The organism is ANME-2 cluster archaeon (assembly GCA_014237145.1).
Classification (GTDB): Archaea; Halobacteriota; Methanosarcinia; order Methanosarcinales; family Methanocomedenaceae; genus Methanocomedens_A.
In genome coordinates, this window is sequence record JAAXOC010000099.1 from 1 (window position 1) to 16,430 (window position 16,430).

The following is a 16,430-nucleotide window of genomic DNA, read 5'->3' on the forward strand; positions in this document are numbered from 1 at the left end:
AGAAAAAGTTCGCTGAAGCTGGCGTTTATTTGTGCTGGATGATGTAAGATATTATGTCCAACGGAAAATTTGGAAACCAAACAGTGTATTAAATTCTCTGAAGTCGAGGACTTTTCCGACAATCTCAAGAGGAATACAAACATGAACCAAAAAATAATGAGCATATTCATAATAGGATCGTTCCTGTTGGCTTTTGGAGCAACCAGCGGCTGTATTGAAAATCCAGATGGTGCTTCTTATGGGTCTGATTGCCTGAATATGGAAAAAATTGACCTGGATGACATTATCAAAAATGCAAATAATGCAGGATATTCTGTTGAACATAAGGTTACCTATTCAGGTGGCCTACAACCGGAATCTCCTATTGAAGGATTGAATGAAAAGATTGGGAATGACTATAAGATAGCTACTGTGCATTATTTTTACAATGATATCGGGCTGGTATTATCACTTAATGAAGTGCCGCAAAGGGAAAACTCTGCCACATTAACATTTCGCGGTTCGAATGATATTCCACTCGGCCAAGAAGTTCCTGACGATTGGGTCACTGAGATGCTTATGATTTCTTTTGACATGAACAGGCAGGATGCAGAGAACTATGTGGCATCATTGAAAAACGATCTGAAATTGGAAAACGGACAAACTAATGAGCCAGTAATGCTCTGGATGGAAAATGGCGACACAATAGAGTCAAAAATTGGCAATGCCAAAGTCTGGATAAGTGAAAAACCGGATATTAACTCAATATATGATTACCTTGAAGATGAAAGTACAAATTCCAGCTTGTATTTCAACTATCCCGGGTCTTGTAGTGAGGATTTCTTCAATGGTAATGAAAAGACAGGTTCTATTGATTATATTCTGCCATTGATCACTGTTACCAGAATCAATGGAAATCATACCTATCGTCTCAACATAGATGATAACGGGACTGTTAGCATTACTGTTAAACTCAAGGAAATAGAAAAAGAAATTCCAGAGAGCAAATATAAGGCAGTTTTAAAAGAGATGTTTGTTGATCTGGGATTTAGTCCGGAACAGATTGACGAATTCGAATTCAATTATGATCCATATCATTAAAGGATTTTAATTGTAAAATCGAATTGAAATCTGGCACACAATCCCCCACAATGCTTTGGGTAAATGGGTATGGAAGAATGGGAGCACTTACCCCCCCTTCTCACCATATCCATCCCATCCATAGACCTATACCAATCGTAAATCATGCCATCTCAGTGGCACCATACCTCCTCCTATCCTCAAGCTCCTGCTTCTTACCATTGTTCCACCCGTCCACAGCCTGTATATACCCCGTAACCCTGGACAGGTGCTCCACATTCTCAGAGCCACAGTTCGGACACTCATCCAGCATCCCGCCTGCCACATGGAAATCATTCAGGCACACCGTCATATCCTTAGTAAAGGCAAAATACCCGACCTGGGTATTCTTTGCCAGGTTCATAGCGAACTCCTTAAGACCCCTGGCATCTGGATGTCCCTCCCCCATAAAGATATGCAGGATATTCCCGCCATCCACAATAGGGAAGAAAACATGTTCCAGACCAATTCTTTCAGGTAGGGATATATCAGCACCGGGTGGCACATGGGTGCCGTTGGTATAATAAACAGGCAGGTCACGTGTTTCACTAAGATCGGATATTGCAGTATCCACGTCGCCCTTGATCACTTTCATGGCATATTCCCTGTACTCAGTATGCAGCAGATCAGACACAGCAAAACGCTGGCATGTAGTCTCGGCCGGTGTCCTTGCAAGTGCGATCTCGATACCGTGGAGTTCAGACAGTTCCTTGGCATATATATCCATCTCGAACATAGCCCTGATAGCAATCTGCTTGGCAATATCGCTCTCATGCATCTGGTATCCGGTATGATGCTGTACCATCTCGTTAATACCTGCCACACCTATAGTATACACCAGGCTTCCAAGGTCCACAGCAATCATACCTTTCTTCCCTGTCACCGGGTCCTTGGGCTGTTGGGTAGCAAAAGGCATCCTGCCACTGGCAACAATATGGTCCATCCAGAACCGCTTGATCCTGAACAGCTCGATCGCCTTATCCATCATTTTCTTCAGGTGGCTAAATAGGAGGTGGTCGTCCCCCTCTGCCTCATATGCAGCTCTGGGGCAGTTAAGAGAGACAACCTGCCACGCGCCCATTGAGAAGTGCTGACCATTCTTGAAGACCATCTTGTCTCCAAAGGAGGAATCCTTCTCTGCCGTGGTTGAGAAATTGTAAGCACAACACTGGTAACATGAAATACCTTCACCTGCACCCCTGTACTGGGGCAACTGGTTATCAAAATACGGCACACCGAACTTAGCAGCCAGTTCGAACGACATGGTGTATAACTCATCATAGGTCAGCAGTTCAGGATGCTTCCTGTTGAACTCCTCATCCTCTTCCATAAAATCAGGTTCAATACTGATCTCAGGCTTTGGGAAATTGAAAGGTTTGCCCCAGTAATCACCTTTTAACATCACATTCATTAATGCCTCATAGGATAGCCTGACCTCGCGCTCGAATTCGCCATAAGTCCTCTGGGGTGCCATATCACCATCCCACACACGTCCCCTATAGACCACTGGCTTATCCCTCCAGAGCTTTGGAATCCCTGGCGAGAGCTGTACGGACGAGAATACCAGCTGGCCTCCTCTGGCCACCATCATCTGGGTCATCTCGTAGACGAACATCTGCATCAGCTGTTCGATCTCATCGTAAATCATCCCCTCAAAATAAGGCGCAATGAATGTAAGGAAATTATAGAATCCCTGCCCGCCTGCGAAATTGGTCTGGGCACTGCCCAGTGCTTTCACAGCATGCAGGATAGCCACCTCAGCTTTCATGGCCGGACCTGCCACACTGGCTTTGGTACCGGAACCGTCAGGCATTAAACCATAGTAGAAGAAATACCTCAGGTCCCAATCCTGGCAGAACGCCCTGGTGCCCAGGTATTCCAGGTCGTGGATGTGGATATCACCGTTTAAGTGGCTGTCGGCAAGGTCAGGCGGCAGCAACAGCAGGTATTGCTCTTTGGATATCTTGTCTGCCTTTTTCTTGTGCGAGGTTTCGGCGTTCTCCTGTAGATTAGCATTATCCTTGGCCTCGAACCCTGTGCCGATATCGATCTCATAAGCGTCATATACCGGGGTACCCACCCTGGTGGAGATGTTACGCCATTCAGGATGCCCGTTTTCCAGTAATACAATATTGACCAGTTCCCTTACCAGTGGACCTGACAGGAAACTTACACCCATCTTGCGTATCCTGACCTCTGTCTCCCTGGCAATCTCCTTTGCTGTTTCTTCAGTAATGGCTGGCTTGTCATAGAACTTCTCACTGAGTACGGTCTCTTTCATCAGTTGTGCTACAATGGTGTTCCTATCCCACTCCATAAGGTAACCGTCAGTGGTCCTGACCTTTGGCAGCGTGGAGATCTCTTCACCTGTAAGGGTTTGTTGTACCTGTTCAATCCCATGTTCGTTTTGTTTTATCATCATCTCGCCTACAGGTATTGTTGAAGATATTTTTTGACCCGCATATGTTTCTTGCATTTTAACCTGGCCTCCATGAATAAATTATTGAATAGATCATTGAATTATAAATTTACAAGACTCTCCACTTTCTGGCGGTCTATGGAATCTCCATCCATTATCTCGTTAACAGTGTAGAAATTATCCTGTACCTGGAGTACTGGCGCAGACATAGTGAATACATTATTCATGGCCAGTTCCGTCAATGCTGCCGGAGTGGTCATATCGGTTTCAGCATATACGATACCTGATTCTTTTAGTATTTGTTTGAGTGTTTTGCAATTCGGACATATTTCGGTTGTGTATACAATAATTTCAGACATATAATCACCCCATCGATAGCAAACCAGTTTTAATTCTGAGCATATAATGATTTTTTGAACTAGGTTTGAATATCATGATTGAGCATTCGTTACCAATGTTGATAACAACAAATCACCTATAATCGATCCACATATATTTTCACACACGGTGGCCATGATTATGTATTACCACATCTGGTAACAAACATCAATTTATGGTGCTATCGGCACAGTTCCGGTGGAACTTTAGTTAATTATAAGTTGATAACCGATTATCAAATGGTATCGAATTCAATAGCTGGTAAGATTATGGAACTGGATGAAATAACAATAACCCGAGCAATTATAGAAGAATTTACATCTGATTTTCTGGATTGCACTGACACTGATGTAGCGCTGGTTGGAGGGGGGCCGGCCAATCTGGTGGCTGCAAAGGTACTGGCCGAAGCAGGTGTAAGGACCGTGCTCTTTGAGCGAAAACTTGCGATAGGCGGCGGCATGTGGGGTGGAGGCATGATGATGCCCAGGATAGTTGTGCAGGAAGAGGCCAGGCGCATACTGGACGATTTCGGGGTCAATTATACCGAATACATGCCCGGCTATTATGTGGCAGACTCTATTGAATGCGTGTGCAGGCTGGGCGCAGAGGCCGTGGCCGCAGGGGCTAAGATATTCAATCTTGTAAGCGTGGAGGATGTGATGATCAGGGAGGGTGATGCCGTGACCGGGCTGGTAATAAACTGGACCGCAGTGGGCCTGCAAAAACTGCATGTAGATCCAATGACCATAAGGGCAAAGGTTGTTATAGACGGTACAGGGCACGACGCCGAGGTCTGTAGTACAGTGGCCAGGAAAATACCTGGGGCACTGAACGTGATCGGCGAGAAGCCCATGTGGGCGGATATGGGTGAGCGCATCATCATGGACAACACCAAAGAGGTCTACCCAGGGCTAATAGCCACTGGAATGGCTGCCAATGCCGTGGCCGGTTCACCGCGTATGGGACCTGTATTTGGCGGTATGCTGCTATCAGGTGAGAAGGCCGCCCTGCTGGCAATGGAAAAACTTGGCATCAATTGAAATCGCAAAAACGATAATATATCATTCCAATCCATGTCATATGCCTCTTATTAACGCTGATCTTCACATTCATTCAAAGTACAGCATGGCCACCTCAGGCCGAATGGACATTCCCACGCTTGCAGTGGAATCTGTCAGGAAGGGCATCCAGCTTGTGGGTACAGGGGACTGCCTGCACCGCAAATGGCTGGATGATATCAAGACCATGCCCGAGGTCGCCGATGGCATTTACGGCATGGACAGTGCCAGGTTCGTGCTTACTGTGGAACTGGAAGATACCAACAGGGTGCACCACCTGCTCATCCTGCCTGATGTGTCCAAGGCCGAAGAACTGCGCGAGACTGTCGAGCCTACGTCTGTCAATATCGACACCGATGGCCGGCCTAACGTGAACTTAAGCGGCGTGGAGATCGCTGAACTTGCCAGGGATGTGGGTGCCATGATCGGCCCGGCCCATGCGTTCACACCCTGGACTGCCATGTATGCCTACCACGACAGCCTGGGAAGCTGCTACGGGGATATGGCTCAGTATATCAGTTTCGTGGAACTGGGCCTGAGTGCTGATACCGACCTGGCAGACCGCATCAGTGAGCTACACAGACTTACATTCTTGACCAACAGTGATGCCCACAGCCCCTGGCCTAACAAACTGGCCCGGGAGTTCAATAGGTTCCGGATGGAAGATATCACGTTCGGTGAACTTAAAAAGGCCATATTAAGACAGGATGGGCGGGGGCCGGCCATGAATGTGGGACTGTTCCCCCAGGAGGGGAAGTACCACGAATCAGCATGTATCCGCTGCTTCAAACATTTTACACTAAGGGAATGCGTAATGAAACAGTGGCGCTGCACATGCGGCGGTCGCATAAAGCGGGGGGTGGTGGACAGGATAGAGGAACTTGCGGACAGTACAGGGCATCCGGACCACAGGCCGCCCTACCTGCATCTGGTACCGCTGTCCGAGATAATCATGATGGCACTGGGTACTAAAAGCACCACTACCAAAAAGGTCAAGGGTGAATGGGAGCGGCTGGTGGATGAGTTCGGCAGCGAAGTGACAGTGCTGCTGGATGCACAACTGGATAGCATTGAAGGAGTAGACCCGGCAGTGATACATGCTGTCAGGATGTTCCGCGAAGGCAGGGTCCGGGTAATTCCGGGCGGCGGCGGACAGTATGGCACTGTGGAAGTAGAGGATGGACCTGCCCCCTCCTTTGAGGCAGAGGACCGGGGCCAGGGTCAGGGCAAGGGTCAGGACCAGCCCCAACGTTCGCTGACCGATTTCTGAATCGAAATAGTGATAACATCAATAATACCGATTAATCCATCAAGAAAATGGAAATTTCAGACAGGATTTACAAGATTGACAGGATACGATCCAATCCTGTATATCCTGTATATCCTGTCAAAAGATTTGATTAAATTTAAGAAAATCACCTCTAACGATATCGAAATGCGTTTATAATTTCCTATACGTAAATAATAAAAGGATTTCCTATGAATATTGACCTCACGTACTGGTATCTCTTCCCGGTAGGATTGGTCATCGCCACCCTTGCAATGTCTGCCGGCATTTCAGGTGCCAATTTTTGGATCCCGGTGTACCTGATCTGTGTTAAACTGGACCCGCTTGTCACTTTCTGGCTGGCACTTATTACTATGATATTCGGGTTCGGTAGCGGAGTTGTGAGGAATATCCACCAGGGGACTGTGAACTGGTACCTGGTCAGGCAATACCTCATCCCCACAATACCGGGTGCTGTTATCGGCTCCCTGCTGACCTCCTATGTCAATGGTGAAGTCCTGGTATTTATTTTTGGTTCCTTCATTTTTATATACGGGAGCTTACTGCTAAAATCCAGCATCTCCTCCCCGAAAGCTCCAGTCAGACATAATAAGATCTTCTGGGGCCTGGGTTTTGCAGCCGGGTTCTTGAAGGGGTTAATTGCCACGGGCCTGGGTAAGTTGATAGTGCCAGGTATGTGGAATCATGAAAAAGTCAGCCATTCATCTGAAGTGATAGGTTCGGCTGTTGTTATCATTTTTATCGTAAATGTTGTGGCTGCCCTGACCAGGATGAACCATGATTTTGTGAGTGTACTGATGGATAACAGCGATACATTGTCCAGTGTTTTGGTATTCGTAATTCCGTCAGTGGTCATTGGGGGGCAGATAGGACCCAGGGTCATAAAGGATGTAAATGCTGATCACGTGAAGGTCTATATTTCAATAATATTGATATTTGTGAGCCTGCTCATATTTTCCAGGTTGTGGCTCTGAATTTGTGGCAGGCCGCATTTGTCGCAGCAATATGAAAAATATGTATCCACTTCTAAAAGTATGGTCAAATGGAGGATTAATGTAGACACAGATTTTCACAACTACTATTGATCTGTGTAACCAGTGTAATCTGTGTCTCAAATTTAGAGCAATATAATCAATTACCATTTAATTTTTATACACATGCTTTTAGTTTTGGGACGGCCTGAAGAGTTTGAATTAACGGTGGAATATTATAATCATTGTAAATCTCTGCTTCGCTGATATATGCCAATTTTTGAAGTTCCAGGATATGTTCTGCATCTGCAACAGTTGCATCTCCGATTTTCATAATTCAATATTGATATTAATCTAAATCATTCTTATAGATATTCACAAATCGAAGAATTTGTCTCGGATTTCACAACCACAGTCCCAGGTCTATTCGCACCTCCCCTCCAATGCCTCAAAAACACCCTCACGTTTGCATATAACAGTGGACGAGATGCTTTTCATCCATCGGAGCAGATGAGACCGGATGAAATGATCCGATAAGTAGTCAAGTCGGGATACAAAGTACGAAAGAAAAAGTAAATGTTGGAGGATATCAACCCCCCAATACTAATCTTATCCGGCTTACATGAAACAGTCCTGACGTAAATCACACAACCACATTTAAAATAATCGATAGATTTAATCCCTTCGGACCAACATGATATTGATCATGTTCCATTGGGGGTCGTTCATTTTCAAACCCAGGAAATGGACCGCTTAAGATAATCCTCCTGCTGTTCCTTGGTAAGTGTAACAAACGGTGCTTGGAATCCACCCACCCGTACTGATATCTGATTGTACTTTTCCAGAACTCTTTGGTCCTTTAACCCGTTCCGGACATCTTCGCATAGATCGTATATCTTTACGAAGTCATCGTGATCAGCAATTGTAATCGAAATTATATTACCTTTTACATCCACGAACTGCTTGAGAATTTCCTCCAGAAGATCTTGTTTTAAACCAGCTCTTTCGAGACATACGTCACTGATTACGCCTGCTCCAAATCTGTTCAGACTGAGATTTTCCATTGTACTCAACAGGTGTCCTATTCCGGTGTGGTCATTTCCGGAAACTGGCGAGAAATTAGGGGCAATAGGCTTGGCGTTTCTACGCCCTTCGGCAGAAGCAGCACATCCGAGACCCATGTTAGCGTAATTTTCGAAGGTGCCGCACCCCGCATCCATAATGATATTGAAATCCTTTCCGTACTTCTCTTTCATGGAGTTTCCGGAATATCCCGCAAGACTCCTGAGGGCGATAATTTTCTCTCGCTCCTGCTCATTTTTTGGTTCGTACAGAAATACGTAATCGGCAAGCTTTTTGGCTTTATCTACGGCATCGTAGAACTCGTCCAGGAGCCATTTCATGATATCATCCACATGAAAATCTTTGTTTCCGAATTTTGGCGATCCCAGAACATCTCGCAGCATTGGGTCTTCTCCGCCGTAGAAGTCATTTTTCAGGATTTCCGCCATCTTAGGCAGGGAATAAACCTTTTTTTCATATACCCACTCATTTATGGCTGCCAGGGAATTGGCACAATTGGGCATGGCATCAGCGATGATGCCACCCAAAATATAATCTGTTCCGCCCCAGGTCTTATCGACACCTTTCTCAAGACAACCGCTCATAAAAGCTGACAGTAAGGGTGTGGGAACACATGATCCCGGGACTGTGTAAAAGCTATAGAGCTTCAAGGCAGCCTGATCAGTGAAAAATCTTATATGGAATTTTACTAATTCCATCAAATGTTTGAAGCTCTCGATCTTGTCGCAAAAATCGAACTCACCGTTGGTATCTGTCAAATAACCCATTTTTTGGCCTCTTAAATATTGAGGGTTGTTGGTAAGCAAGGCCCCACCATTGATCGCACACTCCAGGACCGTCAGCATGTTGATCATCTGAAAAGTCCAGTCGTTCTTGGCGTTGAGGATCGGCTCCCAGCATCCGTCAGCTACATAATCCCGAGCCTCTTCCAAAGGAATACCCAAAGAAGATAGGGCTGGGATGATAGTTTCGTCATTGTAGATATTGGGCAAGCCACAATCGCTCTCCATCAGAGTCTGTGCAGACTTCTCCCAAAGCTTTTGAGGGCTATCTTTATGGAGACGGACATACAGGGTAGGTGTGAACAAACCCAGGTCAGCATAAGCTTCCAGGAAGAGGTATGTACATTTATTCGTCGCATCTTTGCCATCTCTGGTTTTTCCCCCTACCACAATGCTCTGCAGATAGTTATTTGCTGATGCATACTGGTCTATAACAATAGGATTAATCGACAAAGATGCGCCAAAGTCCATGTGATCCATCTTCTCAAAGTAATTAGGGTTAAGGTTTAACCGTCCGGCAGCTTTAATTATGAAACACTCCAGGAGTTCCAGTGCACGCTTTTCATCGATTCTGCCTTCCTTTATGTCTCTCTCATAGAATGGCTCCAAAATCTGGTCCAGACGTCCGAGAGATACGAAATTCAAAGTAGAATGCAAGGCAAGATGGACGAACCAGATGCTTTGAAGAGCCTCGTATAAGGTTTCTGCCGGTTCATTGGGCACTTTTTTGCAGATTTCGGCGATCTTTTTCAGCTCGTTCTTTCTAATTTGATCCTCCTCTTTTTTTGCTTCATCTTCTGCCAATTTGGCAAACTCGTTTGCGTATTCCACAACAGCCTCCAAGCAAATGCGTACTGCTTTGTAAAAGGCCAACTTATCATCGGGTTGGTCCATCATTCCCGAAAGTTTATCAGGTTTCAAACTGTTTTGTAGTTCCATTTTTAAAGGGTCTATCTTGTTATCACAAATTTGGATAATTCCCTTCAGCCCTTTGTTAACAACTATTTTGTAATCCGCAACATTATGTCCAAACACCGAATTTGTAGAATCCTGACTGGTGGAGGAACTCACTCTTTTTTCCACTTCGGTCATATATTCAGGGAATACTTTTCCAAGTCCAAGAGAACCCAGAGGCATTATACCGACGATCAGTTCGCCGGGCAGGATCTCAAAGGTGCGAGTGTTCTTAGAATTTTGGGGTGTGGTCATAGCCTTAAGCATCGCCTTAGAAGCCAGTGACCTGCGTACGATGACAGGTATATCTTCATAATCTCTATAGTCTTTGTCCTTATAGTCGACTGCTAAATTTGTTGGAAACATATCCAGAGTAAACCACTCACCTGAGCGGTCTGACTCACCGTGTTTAAGCAATTCGTCCAACAAATCCTGTACACGTTTTGTTGAACCTCTCCTTTGTTCCATATTCATTTTGCTCCCTCCTGTTAAATACGACTTTATGTTTTATTTTACAATAAACAACATAATATAAAATATTTTCGAAAAATTTATATTTAGTCTAACAAATAATAAACTTTTTATATCAAATATGTGGTGGACTCAACCGACAATTTTAGTCACAAATCCTCGTTTGACGAAATAATCCCGAACTGATGACATCTTTGCTTCACCGGGAATTGTGACATCTGTTAGTGGATAGTGAATTCCCATCGCTGAATAGTAATGAGCAGATTGCGGATTGTATGGAAGCAGTTCGATGTTGTAGATCCCATTTTCACACATGATATCAGCTATTGTTGAGAGGCATCGCCAATCATCCGTATAACCTGGGACTATGGGTGTGCGAATGACTATTTTATCTGGATTTCGAGAGGCTAAAAATTTCAGGTTCTCTTTGATCTTTTCAAAGTCACCTACAGCCCCAGAAGAACAACGTTCTGAGAAGCAAGGTCTCAAACCGTAAAGCCAACAATCCACCACTTCAGTTAAGATTTCGAAATTACGGCGGGGCAGCGATCCTGAAGTTTCTACTGCCGTGTGAAATCCTTTCGTAGCACATATTTTCAGCAATTCATGCAATGACTGATACTGAAGAAGAGGCTCCCCTCCGCACACTGTAAGCCCACCAATCCGTTTAAGAAGATTCAATTGTGGTTCAATAAATCGGAATAGATCTGCAGGTTCAGCTTCGACAGTAGGCATAGCCAAAGCACCCGAAATTGACGGACCCGGAATGACTGTGCGACAGACCTTTACACACTGTCCACACTGTTTACAATGAGAACGGTCGAGATAATGTGAGCCATTTTCAATCCTGTGAACTCCATTAGGACATGCCTTCTCACAATCGCCGCAAAGGATGCATCGATCACTAAAAAATAATAATGGAGACTCAAAAGACCAGGAGTGAGGTGAATGACACCATGGGCAGCGGAGCATGCATCCCTGAAGAAAAAGCACGACTCTCGTCCCGGGTCCGTCTAAGATGGAATTCCATGAAATACCAAAATATCGAAGCAAGAATTACACAACCATTTATTTTTAAATAATCATCGTTTTAATAATGTTCCGCCCGTGTTTATTTACCCTCACTGTCATTCATACCTGCCCTTTAAACATCAGCTACTTTTTATTATTTCAGGTCCAATACTTAAGTAATTCGGAAACTATAAAACTAAGTATGGCATTTCTTGAATAAATTGAACGGTTGCATAACCTTTGTGGTATAAACTATAAAAATTAAACAGGAGATCGGAACATGGGGAAAGGATATACAGGAAAAATTCTGTGGGTTAATCTTAACGACGATGCTAAGAATCAGTTCTCGGAGGAGTTCATTCCGGACGAGGTATACGAACAATTTCTCGGCGGGTATGGCTTAGCTGCAAAGATTATTTTTGACAACCAGGAAAAAGAACTCTCTCAATTTGACTCTAAAAATATTCTGGCTGTGGTGAGTGGCTTACTTACCAACGGTAAGGCAGTCTTTAACGGCCGCTGGATGTTAGCCGGAAAAAGCCCTCTGACAGGGACATGGGGTGATGCCAACTGTGGAGGTGACTTTGCACCTGCTATAAAATACACGGGTTACGATGGCATATTCTTTAAGGGAAAAAGCAAAAGACCTGTTTATCTCTTAATCGACGGGAAGAACAAAAAACTGATGCCTGCAGACGAAATGTGGAAGAAGAAGGATACAACCGAAACCGAAGAGTATCTTAAGCAGAAACATGGTGAGGATTTCAGGGTTGCCTGCATCGGGCTGGGTGGTGAAAATTGCTCTTTGATATCAGGTGTTGTCAATGCAAAAGGCCGGATCGCCGCCAGAAGTGGCCTGGGCGCCTTGATGGGATCAAAACGTCTCAAAGCCATCTGCCTTAGGGGAGATGAGGAAGTATCAGCTTATGACACTGACGGGGTCTGGCAATACTCCACACAATTGCTAAAGGACCTTGTCGATGAAAATAAACTGAATGATTTTGGCAAAACTATGAAAAACTGCGGAACTGCCGGGACCCTCACCCAATCCGCAGAAATAGGTGATTCGCCGTTAAAGAACTGGCTTGGTGTCGGAATAAATGATTTTCCGCCCAAGATGGCAGACAAAATCAACGGGTTTTCTGTCACAAAGTATGAAGTCAATAAATATCACTGTTACGGATGTCCTTTAGGCTGCGGCGGTATTTGTCACATCCCAGACAATAAAATGTTGAAGGAGACTCACAGGCCAGAGTACGAAACCCTGTGCGGCTTCGGGACGCAACTGCTTAACGATGATCTCAAGAGCATATTCCTCGTCAACGAGAAGCTGAACCGAGCAGGTATAGACACCATAAGTTGTGCCACTACCCTTAACTGGGCCTTTGAGGCCTTTGATAAGAGACTTATCACAACCAAAGAGACCGACGGACTCGAGTTAAAATGGGGTAACAGTGATGTGGTTGTTGAACTTGTAGATCAGATCATCAATGCGAAGGGGTTTGGGAAGTATCTTAAAGACGGCGTCAAAATGGCAGAAATTCATCTGAGACTGACCAATTCCGATGCCGAAGCAATGCATGTACACGGCCAGGAACTCCCCATGCACGACTCCAGATGCAAAGATGGCGGTTTCGGTCTGGGTGTAGGATATGAGGTCGAGCCCGCTCCTGGCCGACATACAAGCACTTTTCCCGGAATTGACGAATACACAGAGGTAGATAATGGAAAGGAGTTAAATTTGCTATATAACAAATTGAAACTCCAACCCAAATATATATTCCGTGACGATGGACCAAAGGAAGATATGGGAATAAGCCTGAAAAACAGCAGTTGTGCTGAAGATATCGTCAATGGACTTGGTCTTTGTAACTTCGGACTTTACCTGGGACCTAAAGTTCCCTTTGTGGAATGGGCCAATGCAACCACAGGATGGAATTACACCCTTGATGACTACCTGAAAATCGGGCAAAGGATAAAAACAGTGCGTCATGCCTTTAACATAAGGGAAGGATTCAAACCGGCTGATTTTGCAATGCCAAAACGGGCAAGAGGCGTTCCGCCTTTGAAGAGGGGACCAAATGCATATAGCCCAAAGAATCCAAAAATTTGGGATATCGCGAAAAAGGAATATTATGGGGCAATGGGATGGGACAGAGAGACTGCAGTGCCGCTCCGGGAAACCTTGGACGACTTGAATCTTCCAGAGGTAAAGAAAGCATTATATGTGGAGTAATATAAGCTCTTCGCTGTTTCTGCTTTGTAGGGGATGGGCAAAAATGAAACGTATTGGTTCAATAGTGGCGATCTTTTTAGTGCTGATTTCTCTCATCGGTACCAGTCAAGGTTCTGTCGAGTCTGAAGGGGGTTCCTGGACGTTTGCTGTATTATGTGACACTAGAGGTGATGACAATAACAGTAGTTATAAATCTGGCATAAACGACACTGTTTTAAGCGCCATAGCGACAGCTGTAGTGAAAGACGATTGTGAATTGGTTTTGGTTCCAGGGGACATGATCAATGGCTGGTGGGCCAACGGCAGCACCTCTTATGCAGATCAATTCAAAAACTGGAGGACGGCAATGGCACCGGTGTACGGTGCCGGGATCAAAGTGTACACTGTTCGCGGCAACCATGAGGATGGTCCATCCATCTATCCCCCTGTGCCACCCTATTCTTCCATCCCAGATCCTGCTCTGAAAGCTGCTTATATTGAAGCCTTTGGTGGCGACAATCCAGATAATGGCCCACCTGGCGAGAAAGATTTGACTTACAGTTTCTCCTACAAAAACGCTTTCTTCATGGGATTTGACCAGTACGTCACCCCTCACAAGGTGAATCAAGCGTGGATGGATGGATCGTTAGCGAACAATAGCCAACTGCATATATTTGTCTTTGGTCACGAGCCAGCATTTGCAATTAACCATCCTGACTGTCTGGCCTATTATTCCACGGAACGTTGCACTTTCTGGAACAACATTGGCAATGCCGGAGGACAAGTGTACTTCTGTGGCCATGACCACCTTTACAACAGAGCCCATGTAACGGACTGTTCCGGCAACGAAATCTACCAGATGGTCGTAGGATCGTGCGGTGCTCCATTTAAGACCTGGAACCCACCCTATGTGGATGGCTCGGTGGTGGGCGACTACCACAACGATACAGACTGCGGTTACATTCTGGTCACAATAGACGATGAAATTGCCTGGGTCGAATGGAAAGCTCTGGAGGGAAATTTGGATGATCCCCGCTGGATTACGCGGGATCGCTTTGGCTTGACGAAAAGCTTTCCGACCACTGATAATGCAGATAGTTCTGATCTCGAAGCATACAGTCAACAATTCTGGAGGTCGCTTCGCTTAGTCCTGGGCATCATGACCTGAACAGTTTTTAAAATTTTCCACTACAACTTGAAATCGACTTCAATGGTTTCCTTCAGCATGTCCTTGAACTCCATCATTTCAAGTGTTCTCTGGGACTTTCCCGTTAAATTCGGGTGCAAAATCTTCACCTTGTGCCCCAATTTGACCTGAACCCGCTCCACATGTTCAAGATTATGCAAGAACGCATCTGCCTCCGTCCACACATTTTTACGCTCTGATAGCTTATGGAGACGCCACTGAAGATCCACCAGCAGCCGGTACGCCAGAACACACACAAAAATAAACAAATGCAAATGACCCAGATTAACCGCCCCCCCATCAGCGCCTTGACCACACCCTCAGTCCTACACACTACCGCCCGTTTCCCGCCCTGTTCTACGAACTCCACTGCCGCCAGAATCTTAGTGCCCATGCTCCCGGGCAGGAATTATCCTTCAGCCAGTTTTTCTACAGTCTTGTGTGCGTTGTATCCCACTACTTTGTATCTGTAAAATCCATAAAGAAAAATGGTTATCCATTTAGCAACTTTTCGATTTCTTGAATAAGAGCTGGCAAATTTGGATGATTGAAGCTCATATTGGATGCAGGGATTCGGTGATGTTTAATATCAGGTGATATGTGCTGGTGGTGAGGATAGGTACTTGCAAGGGCAGGGTCGTCAGGATGTGGTTGTGCGTCATACCAGGATATTTTTATTCCCTTACACCACAACTCATACCCATAATCTTCAATCACAACTGATCCTTCGTCAAACGACAGGCGTTCTTTGAGGGTAATCCGATACCCTTGCAAAAAAGTGATCTCACCTTGTAATGTGGCCATCCGTTTACCCCGCCGCACAACGATTAAGGTAGACCCCAGAACATCAGGGAATCGTTGCACAAGGGTATAAACAAATTCTTCGTAGTCACTAAGCGACTGAAATGGATTCATGGCGGACCGTTCTTTCAATGATATCGATTAGTGTTTGTGATTCTTCTCGTAAGATTTGGATGGTATGGCGATATTGTTCCCGGCGACGGAGTAAAAGTTTGTATGCCCCAGCCCAATCAGCCCAATCCAGCACCCATACATCATCTTTTGGCTCTTCGCCACTGATGTACGATTCGTAGAACGTCTCCGAAAGTACTCCATACTTACGTTCGTATGCCTCTAAATCTTCATTGATCGCGTGGATATCAGCCATGATTTCCTGTAAATCCATTGCTATCACCTGCTGTTCTCATACAAGTAATGTTTTCATGATGTGAGATAACGATTTCGATTAACGTTTTTTTTGCGATGTTGCAGATCGGTTTCATTCACTGTATTTCCTGTCCCTTTTGATAATCTCCAGGACAGGTGGGGCTGTCTTTGGCCATTTTTGCTCGAACTTTTTTGCTTCAGTGAGCCATGCTCTTGCTGCCAATTTTACCTCATCTTCCTTTACACCACTGTCGCTTTCGATAACCATCTTTTTCAGGTCATGTATCTGTTCGTCTATGAACGCTATTTTTTCTATAATTTCGCCATTTGCCATGAGTTTTGTTTTTAT

14 protein-coding genes and 1 pseudogene are annotated in these 16,430 nt (G+C 45.1%); 6 read left to right on the forward strand and 9 right to left on the reverse strand.

Features of this window, described 5'->3' with window-relative positions; genetic code table 11:
* The first annotated feature begins 141 nt into the window (after positions 1-141).
* Entirely contained in the window at positions 142-1,080 is a 939-nt protein-coding gene (locus HF974_13500; GenBank protein ID MBC2699317.1) for a hypothetical protein, read from the forward strand.
* A 142-nt stretch (positions 1,081-1,222) separates the two neighbouring features.
* Here the strand turns inward: HF974_13500 and nrdD are convergent, their stop codons facing one another.
* Positions 1,223-3,574, reverse strand: coding sequence for an anaerobic ribonucleoside-triphosphate reductase (nrdD, locus tag HF974_13505; GenBank protein ID MBC2699318.1), 2,352 nt, complete (start codon positions 3,572-3,574; stop codon positions 1,223-1,225).
* A 44-nt stretch (positions 3,575-3,618) separates the two neighbouring features.
* A complete protein-coding gene (locus HF974_13510; protein MBC2699319.1) occupies positions 3,619-3,876 on the reverse strand; it encodes an NrdH-redoxin in 258 nt (85 codons plus the stop codon).
* 288 nt (positions 3,877-4,164) lie between these two features.
* Between HF974_13510 and HF974_13515 the strand changes: the two genes are divergently transcribed.
* The 3 genes from HF974_13515 to HF974_13525 all read left to right on the forward strand — a co-directional run bounded on the left by HF974_13515 (position 4,165) and on the right by HF974_13525 (position 7,215).
* The gene (locus HF974_13515) at positions 4,165-4,935 is read left to right on the forward strand and encodes a thiazole biosynthesis protein (protein ID MBC2699320.1); all 771 of its coding nucleotides are present in this window, start codon (positions 4,165-4,167) and stop codon (positions 4,933-4,935) included.
* A gap of 40 nt (positions 4,936-4,975) precedes the next feature.
* The gene (locus tag HF974_13520) at positions 4,976-6,223 is read left to right on the forward strand and encodes a TIGR00375 family protein (protein ID MBC2699321.1); all 1,248 of its coding nucleotides are present in this window, start codon (positions 4,976-4,978) and stop codon (positions 6,221-6,223) included.
* A gap of 209 nt (positions 6,224-6,432) precedes the next feature.
* A complete protein-coding gene (locus tag HF974_13525; protein MBC2699322.1) occupies positions 6,433-7,215 on the forward strand; it encodes a sulfite exporter TauE/SafE family protein in 783 nt (260 codons plus the stop codon).
* Positions 7,216-7,423: 208 nt separating this feature from the next.
* On the opposite strand, the pseudogene HF974_13530 reads toward HF974_13525, so the two are convergent.
* From HF974_13530 to HF974_13540, 3 genes and pseudogenes are all read right to left on the reverse strand, one after another.
* Positions 7,424-7,546: pseudogene (locus HF974_13530) on the reverse strand (GNAT family N-acetyltransferase).
* Positions 7,547-7,943: 397 nt separating this feature from the next.
* Complete coding sequence (locus HF974_13535; GenBank protein MBC2699323.1) at positions 7,944-10,505, reverse strand: formate acetyltransferase; 2,562 nt, start codon at positions 10,503-10,505, stop codon at positions 7,944-7,946.
* 129 nt (positions 10,506-10,634) lie between these two features.
* Positions 10,635-11,555: a glycyl-radical enzyme activating protein gene (locus HF974_13540; GenBank protein MBC2699324.1), complete on the reverse strand. Its 921-nt coding sequence runs from the start codon at positions 11,553-11,555 to the stop codon at positions 10,635-10,637.
* Positions 11,556-11,793: 238 nt separating this feature from the next.
* On the opposite strand from HF974_13540, the gene HF974_13545 reads away from it, so the two are divergent.
* Both HF974_13545 and HF974_13550 read left to right on the forward strand, forming a co-directional pair.
* On the forward strand, positions 11,794-13,749 hold the full coding sequence (locus HF974_13545) for an aldehyde ferredoxin oxidoreductase (protein ID MBC2699325.1): 1,956 nt from the start codon (positions 11,794-11,796) through the stop codon (positions 13,747-13,749).
* Positions 13,750-13,792: 43 nt separating this feature from the next.
* Complete coding sequence (locus tag HF974_13550; protein ID MBC2699326.1) at positions 13,793-14,896, forward strand: hypothetical protein; 1,104 nt, start codon at positions 13,793-13,795, stop codon at positions 14,894-14,896.
* 20 nt (positions 14,897-14,916) lie between these two features.
* Here HF974_13550 and HF974_13555 read toward each other — a convergent pair whose 3' ends face one another.
* The 4 genes from HF974_13555 to HF974_13570 all read right to left on the reverse strand — a co-directional run.
* Complete coding sequence (locus tag HF974_13555; GenBank protein ID MBC2699327.1) at positions 14,917-15,075, reverse strand: hypothetical protein; 159 nt, start codon at positions 15,073-15,075, stop codon at positions 14,917-14,919.
* A 331-nt stretch (positions 15,076-15,406) separates the two neighbouring features.
* The gene (locus HF974_13560) at positions 15,407-15,829 is read right to left on the reverse strand and encodes a hypothetical protein (protein ID MBC2699328.1); all 423 of its coding nucleotides are present in this window, start codon (positions 15,827-15,829) and stop codon (positions 15,407-15,409) included.
* Positions 15,807-16,100 carry a hypothetical protein gene (locus tag HF974_13565; GenBank protein MBC2699329.1) on the reverse strand — a complete coding sequence of 98 codons (294 nt, stop codon included), beginning with the start codon at positions 16,098-16,100 and terminating at the stop codon, positions 15,807-15,809. The genes HF974_13560 and HF974_13565 overlap by 23 nt, the downstream gene beginning before the upstream one ends.
* A gap of 93 nt (positions 16,101-16,193) precedes the next feature.
* The coding region (locus HF974_13570) for a hypothetical protein (protein MBC2699330.1) at positions 16,194-16,430 on the reverse strand (237 nt) is incomplete at its 5' end.

Bases quoted from the DNA above. Each gene is read 5' to 3' on its own strand.
- HF974_13560 (MBC2699328.1), bottom strand. From the start codon at position 15,829: ATGAATCCATTTCAGTCGCTTAGTGACTACGAAGAATTTGTTTATACC.
- HF974_13500 (MBC2699317.1), top strand. From the start codon at position 142: ATGAACCAAAAAATAATGAGCATATTCATAATAGGATCGTTCCTGTTG.
- HF974_13515 (MBC2699320.1), top strand. From the start codon at position 4,165: ATGGAACTGGATGAAATAACAATAACCCGAGCAATTATAGAAGAATTT.
- HF974_13565 (MBC2699329.1), bottom strand. From the start codon at position 16,100: ATGGATTTACAGGAAATCATGGCTGATATCCACGCGATCAATGAAGAT.
- nrdD (MBC2699318.1), bottom strand. From the start codon at position 3,574: ATGCAAGAAACATATGCGGGTCAAAAAATATCTTCAACAATACCTGTA.
- HF974_13550 (MBC2699326.1), top strand. From the start codon at position 13,793: ATGAAACGTATTGGTTCAATAGTGGCGATCTTTTTAGTGCTGATTTCT.
- HF974_13520 (MBC2699321.1), top strand. From the start codon at position 4,976: ATGCCTCTTATTAACGCTGATCTTCACATTCATTCAAAGTACAGCATG.
- HF974_13535 (MBC2699323.1), bottom strand. From the start codon at position 10,505: ATGAATATGGAACAAAGGAGAGGTTCAACAAAACGTGTACAGGATTTG.
- HF974_13510 (MBC2699319.1), bottom strand. From the start codon at position 3,876: ATGTCTGAAATTATTGTATACACAACCGAAATATGTCCGAATTGCAAA.
- HF974_13545 (MBC2699325.1), top strand. From the start codon at position 11,794: ATGGGGAAAGGATATACAGGAAAAATTCTGTGGGTTAATCTTAACGAC.
- HF974_13525 (MBC2699322.1), top strand. From the start codon at position 6,433: ATGAATATTGACCTCACGTACTGGTATCTCTTCCCGGTAGGATTGGTC.